This is a genomic window from Phytobacter sp. V91, assembly GCF_965644225.1.
Taxonomy (GTDB): Bacteria; Pseudomonadota; Gammaproteobacteria; order Enterobacterales; family Enterobacteriaceae; genus CBFFRJ01.
Window position 1 is genome coordinate 1 of the sequence record NZ_CBFFRJ010000199.1, and the last position, 5,753, is coordinate 5,753.

A 5,753-nucleotide genomic window follows, 5' to 3' on the forward strand; every position below is an offset into this window, starting at 1 on the left:
TACAGCTCAGCTAAGGTAAGGCTAATACAGATAAGGACTCCACTGAACCCCACCGATTAAATCGCACCTTCCTTAGTCTGATTATCCTGGTGCTTTTTTTCAGTCTGAGCTCACCCTTTTTCTTTAATACTGAAAACCTGATGACCATTGCATTACAAACTTCGGTCATTGGCATCATGGCAATTGGCGTGACCTTTGTCATTATCACCGCCGGGATCGATCTCTCTCTTGGCTCGGTGGTGGCGTTTTCCGGGGTGGCGGTGGGGATTTGCGCCACCTTAGGTTTGCCTTTACCCATCTGCATTTTGGGCGGCGTGCTGGCCGGGGGACTGTGTGGCTATGTCAATTCACTGCTGGTCACCAAAGCCACTATTCCGCCGTTTATTGCCACCCTCGGGCTGATGATGTCGGTACGCGGCATCAACATGGTGATGACCGACGGCCGGGCTATTTATTTCTCTGATTATCCGTCGTTCAAATTGTTAGCCCAGGGACGCTTATTTGATGTCCTGCCTTATCCGGTTTTTTATCTCGTCATCGTGGCGCTGATTGCGGGCTATATCCTGAAAAAAACGGTCATTGGGCGCTACGTCTATGCCGTGGGCAGCAATGAAGTCGCCGCTCATCTCTCCGGGATTAAAGTCCAGCGCGTCAAAATATTTGTCTACTCCTTCTGCGGTCTGCTTACCGGTGTGGCCGGGGTGATCCTCGCCTCGCGGCTCAACTCCGGTCAACCGACGGTGGGGGTAGGCTATGAGCTGGAAGCGATCGCCGCGGTGGTGATTGGCGGCACCAGCCTGATGGGGGGCATTGGCACCATCGGCGGCACCATTATCGGCGCATTCATTATGAGCGTTCTGAAAAATGGCCTCAACCTGATGGGTGTTTCGCAGTTCTGGCAGATGGTTGCCATGGGGGTTGTGGTAGTTGCAGCGGTATACCTCGACACATTACGCAAAAAATTACGTTGACGCTTACCCTCCCGATTTTCGGGACCCTGACGCCCAGGCTGTTGCCGGGCGTTAACTCAAAATGGAGCATAAAAATGAGAACCCTGAATGTTGTCTATGCGTTATCCCTGCTGGCTTGCGTGACAACCAGCGCGCTGGCGAAAGATTTAACCCTGCCGGTGGTCAGTAAAGGCTTCCAGCACGAATTCTGGCAGACCGTGAAGATGGGAACGGAAGCGGCGGCCAAAGAGCTGGGGGATAAGACCAGCTACGTTGGCCCGGCAGATGAAACCCAAATTGCCGAACAGATCCAACTGGTGGAAAACGCGATGGCACGCAAGCCTGATGGCCTGCTGCTCGCGGCACTTGACGCCAATGCGCTGGCCCCGCTGGTGGAAACGGCCCATTCACGGGGGATCAAAGTGGTGACCTTTGACTCTGGCGTGAACTCTGAAATTCCGGTCAGTTTTGTCGCGACCAATAACCGTAAAGCCGGGGCGCAGGCTGCGGATGCCCTGGCTGAACTGATCAATAACAAAGGCAAGGTGGGGATTATCGCCCACGTGGCGGGGACATCATCGGCGATTGAACGCTCTGAAGGTTTTGTGGCGCAGATGAAAGAAAAATATCCGGATATCAAGGTGCTCCCGGTGCAGTACAGCGATGGCGATCCGCAAAAAGCGATGGATAAAACCATCGACATGTTGCAGGCCAATCCGGATCTGGCCGGGATCTATGGCACCAACGAAGGTTCGACGCTGGGGGTGGCCAATGCCATCGACAGCCAGAATGTGAAGGGCAAAGTGAAAGTCATCGGCTTTGACAGCACTGAGGCCATTATCAACTTCTTAAAATCAGGCGTGATTCAGGGCTTTGTGGTGCAGGACGCCTACCAGATTGGTTATCAGGGGATCAAAGCGCTGGATGCTGCTATTTCCGGGCAAACCATCGCTAAAGAGATCGATATTCCGGTCAGATTTGTTAATGCGAAGAACATTAATACGCCTGAGATCGAGAAGTTGTTGCATCCGTTCGGCAAGAAATAACGCCCCCTCATTCTGAAAAAAACCGCCACCGGAGTGTTTTTTTCTCCTGTGGCAAAAGCAGCCTTCAGCGGAGAAACACAATGGAAAGAAAGCGTTTAGCGCGCGAGATTATCGATACCTGTCTTGAAATGACCCGGCTGGGTTTAAATCAGGGCACTGCCGGAAATGTGAGTGTCCGTTTTGACAAGGGCATGCTGATTACCCCCAGCGGTATTCCCTACGAAAGATTGAGCGAAGAGATGATTGTCTACGTCGATAACGACGGCAAATATGACGCCGGGAAGCTGCCCTCCAGTGAATGGCGTTTTCATCTCAGCGCCTACCAGACCCGGCCAGATGCCAGGGCGGTGGTGCACAACCATTCCGTTCATGCTACCGCGGTCTCGATCCTCAACCGACCGATTCCGGCAATCCACTACATGATTGCCGCCGCGGGAGGCAACTCCATCCCCTGTGCGCCTTACGCCACCTTTGGCACCCGCGTGCTTTCTGAACATGTGGCCGTGGCGCTGAAAAACCGCAAAGCCACCCTGCTACAACATCACGGGGTGATTGCCTGCGAGGAGAATTTAGAAAAGGCACTGTGGCTGGCCCATGAAGTGGAAGTGCTTGCCCGGTTGTATCTCAGCACTCTTGCGATTACCGATCCGGTTCCGGTGCTTGATGATGAAGAGATCGCGGTGGTACTGGAAAAATTCAAAACCTACGGGCTGCGGGTTGAGGCCTGATCTGCTGCCGGAAAACGGAGAGTAAAGATGGCAAACAGAATGATTTTAAACGAGACGGCCTGGTTTGGCCGGGGGGCGATAGCGGCTTTAACTGATGAAGTGACACGCCGGGGCTATCGTAAGGCGTTGATCGTCACCGATAACACTCTTGTGGGCTGCGGTCTGGTGGGGAAGGTGACTGACAAGCTCGACAGCGCAGGGCTGAGGTGGGAGATCTTTTCTGAGGTCATCCCTAACCCCACGATCGGGGTGGTGCTGGCCGGGCTTGCGGCTTATCAGCGCAGTGAGGCTGACTACCTGATAGCGATTGGCGGCGGTTCACCGCAGGATACCTGTAAAGCCATCGGCATCATCAGCAATAACCCTGAATTTGCCGATGTACGCAGTCTTGAAGGTCTCTCCCCGACGCGCAAACAGAGCGTGCCGATTATGGCGATCCCGACAACTGCAGGGACCGCCGCAGAGGTGACCATTAACTACGTCATCACCGATGAGGAAAAACGGCGCAAATTTGTCTGCGTGGATCCGCACGATATTCCGCAGGTGGCCTTTATTGATGCCGACATGATGGACGGTATGCCCGCAGCACTGAAAGCCGCAACCGGCGTCGATGCCTTAACCCATGCTATCGAAGGCTATATTACCCGTGGAGCATGGGCGCTGACCGATGCGCTGCACATTAAAGCCATTGAGATCATTGCCGGCGCTCTGCGTGGTTCCGTTGCCGGTGAGTCGGCCGCCGGGGAGGCAATGGCGCTGGGGCAATATGTCGCGGGTATGGGATTTTCCAACGTCGGTCTGGGTCTGGTTCACGGCATGGCGCATCCGCTGGGCGCGTTTTACAACACCCCGCACGGTGTGGCGAATGCTGTCCTGCTGCCGCACATCATGCGCTATAACGCTGAATTCACGCAGGAGAAATACCGCGATATCGCCCGCGTGATGGGGGTGAAAGTGGAGGATATGAGTCTGGATTCGGCGCGTGATGCGGCGGTGGAAGCGGTGTTTGCCCTTAACCGCGACGTGGGGATCCCGGCACACTTACGTGACGTTGGGGTGCGTAAAGAGGACATTCCGGCTCTGGCGCAGGCGGCTCTGGATGATGTCTGTACCGGTGGCAATCCTCGTGAGGCGACGCTTGAGGATATTATCGCGCTCTATCATACCGCGTAGTAACGCCAGGGAAGCAAAACGCCCTGCCCGGCCTGCGGGTGACACTGAACGCAGGCCGGATACGCGGCGGTTATTTTGCCAGACGCAGTTGCTGTAAATTGCCATCGACCTGAATATCGGTTTGCAGACGGGCAATATCCCGGCACATAAAGGCCATCTCTTTGTGCTCAACCAGTTTCTTACGCCACTTCTCCGGCACCTCATCCAGATGGGCATACAGCCCTTCCAGGTTTTGATACTGCCCCAGTAACTGGGTGGCGCTTTTCGGGCCTATACCTGCCACACCAGGCACCTTTGAGCTGCTGATGCCCGCCAGTCCCCAGTAATCAGCAAGTTGCTGCGGCGCGACGCCAAACTCTTTTTCAATAAAGGGGGCATCCAGCCAGCGTTTTTGAAAATAGTCGCGAATACGAATACCCGGTTCGAGTAACTGGCAGTAGCCCTTGTCAGTGGAGACAATCGTGGCCTGATGACCCGCTGTTGTCACTTTTACAGCCAGGGTGGCCGCCAGATCGTCAGCTTCGTTTCCCGGCGATACCCAGCTCATAACCCCGCGTTCGGCAAAGGCGGCGCGCAGAGCGGGCATTTCATCATGAAGACTGTCCGGCATCGGGGGCCTGCCTGCTTTGTAATCGGCCAGGATTTGATGTCGCCAGCCGGTACTGCGCGCTTCATCGTCAAAGACGGCAACGGCGTGAGTGGGTTCGCTGTGGCGAAGAAGCTGGTCGAGCGCATGCTGGCAGGTGGTGACGCAGGGCGACCCCTGCACCGCGTGGATACGGCGAATAAGATTCAGTGCATCGACAATAAGCAGATGAATAGCCATTGTTCCCTCAAGGCGAAGATTAACCTGCTAAGGGTAACACTGCCCGCCACGGGAGACTATGCGTTGGCATGCCGTTGCCTGAATTGTGTTAACGCTGGATTGTCATGCCCCCTGACGGAAAGCCCCGGGATGGGAGCCGTATGTTGACGGTACCGCCCCATTCTTCTGACTTGCAGCGTGACTTGCCATATGTATTCGGTAGTGCGATGCTTGTAATGACATTTGTATTTACATGAGGTGTATGACATGGGTAGCATCAACCTGCGTATTGACGATGAACTTAAAGCTCGTGCTTATGCTGCGCTTGAAAAAATGGGTGTAACTCCCTCAGAAGCGCTTCGTCTGATGCTTGAATATATCGCTGACAATGAACGCTTACCGTTCAAACAGACACTCCTGAGTGATGAAGATGCTGAACTCGTGGAGATCGTGAGGGAGCGTCTGCGCAATCCTAAGCCAGTACGTATAACCCTGGATGAGCTCTGATGGCGTATCTACTGGATTTTGACGAGCGGGCACTAAAGGAATGGCGAAAGCTGGGCTCGACGGTACGTGAACAGTTGAAAAAGAAGCTGGCTGAAGTACTTGAGTCACCCCGAATTGAAGCCAATAAACTGCGTGGGATGCCTGACTGTTACAAGATAAAGCTAAAGTCATCAGGTTACCGCCTTGTATACCAGGTCCAGGAAGAGAAGGTCGTTGTTTTCGTCGTTTCGGTGGGGAAAAGAGAACGCGAGGAAGTTTATAGTGAGGCAGTTAAACGCATTCTCTGAAATAAAGCAGGATATCTCTTTCTCGCAATGATGGCGCCGCTTCTGCTTTGCGCCCGCCTGAATCCACCGATGGCGGATGCAAAAAAGCCCCCGAAGGGGCTCAGACTGATGACAAACCCTAAAAAGAGCACGGACGATCCCCTCGCCCCTTGGGGAGAGCAGCTGTGTTTAAAGTCAATGGGTGAGCCTGTACATAAAATTGTGTAATTGCCTGATTTTGATATGTTCAATCCAACATCAAAAGCAGGTTAATTTAT

Annotated in this window: 7 protein-coding genes; 6 read left to right on the top strand and 1 reads right to left on the bottom strand. The window is 54.0% G+C overall.

The genetic code is table 11. The annotated features are described in order from the left end of the window. Window positions 1-77 precede the first annotated feature (77 nt). From ACSZO4_RS24240 to fucO, 4 genes are all read left to right on the top strand, one after another. Window positions 78-971, top strand: a complete 894-nt coding sequence (locus ACSZO4_RS24240; RefSeq protein ID WP_437891648.1) for an ABC transporter permease — start codon at window positions 78-80, stop codon at window positions 969-971. Window positions 972-1,045: 74 nt separating this feature from the next. Then, complete coding sequence (locus tag ACSZO4_RS24245; protein WP_437891641.1) at window positions 1,046-1,996, top strand: ABC transporter substrate-binding protein; 951 nt, start codon at window positions 1,046-1,048, stop codon at window positions 1,994-1,996. 80 nt (window positions 1,997-2,076) lie between these two features. After that, on the top strand, window positions 2,077-2,724 hold the full coding sequence (gene fucA, locus ACSZO4_RS24250) for an L-fuculose-phosphate aldolase (protein WP_437891642.1): 648 nt from the start codon (window positions 2,077-2,079) through the stop codon (window positions 2,722-2,724). Window positions 2,725-2,751: 27 nt separating this feature from the next. Beyond that, the gene (gene fucO / locus ACSZO4_RS24255; protein ID WP_437891643.1) at window positions 2,752-3,897 is read left to right on the top strand and encodes a lactaldehyde reductase; all 1,146 of its coding nucleotides are present in this window, start codon (window positions 2,752-2,754) and stop codon (window positions 3,895-3,897) included. A gap of 70 nt (window positions 3,898-3,967) precedes the next feature. Here fucO and xni read toward each other — a convergent pair whose 3' ends face one another. Next, a complete protein-coding gene (gene xni, locus ACSZO4_RS24260; RefSeq protein WP_437891644.1) occupies window positions 3,968-4,723 on the bottom strand; it encodes a flap endonuclease Xni in 756 nt (251 codons plus the stop codon). A 246-nt stretch (window positions 4,724-4,969) separates the two neighbouring features. Between xni and relB the strand changes: the two genes are divergently transcribed. After that, window positions 4,970-5,209 carry a type II toxin-antitoxin system antitoxin RelB gene (gene relB / locus ACSZO4_RS24265; protein ID WP_437891645.1) on the top strand — a complete coding sequence of 80 codons (240 nt, stop codon included), beginning with the start codon at window positions 4,970-4,972 and terminating at the stop codon, window positions 5,207-5,209. Further along, a complete protein-coding gene (locus ACSZO4_RS24270; protein WP_437891646.1) occupies window positions 5,209-5,496 on the top strand; it encodes a type II toxin-antitoxin system RelE family toxin in 288 nt (95 codons plus the stop codon). Before relB ends, ACSZO4_RS24270 begins: the two co-directional genes overlap by 1 nt. Window positions 5,497-5,753: the final 257 nt, after the last annotated feature.

Coding starts and splice junctions, on each gene's coding strand:
- ACSZO4_RS24245 (WP_437891641.1), top strand. CDS start 1,046: ATGAGAACCCTGAATGTTGTCTATGCGTTATCCCTGCTGGCTTGCGTG.
- fucA (WP_437891642.1), top strand. CDS start 2,077: ATGGAAAGAAAGCGTTTAGCGCGCGAGATTATCGATACCTGTCTTGAA.
- fucO (WP_437891643.1), top strand. CDS start 2,752: ATGGCAAACAGAATGATTTTAAACGAGACGGCCTGGTTTGGCCGGGGG.
- xni (WP_437891644.1), bottom strand. CDS start 4,723: ATGGCTATTCATCTGCTTATTGTCGATGCACTGAATCTTATTCGCCGT.
- relB (WP_437891645.1), top strand. CDS start 4,970: ATGGGTAGCATCAACCTGCGTATTGACGATGAACTTAAAGCTCGTGCT.
- ACSZO4_RS24270 (WP_437891646.1), top strand. CDS start 5,209: ATGGCGTATCTACTGGATTTTGACGAGCGGGCACTAAAGGAATGGCGA.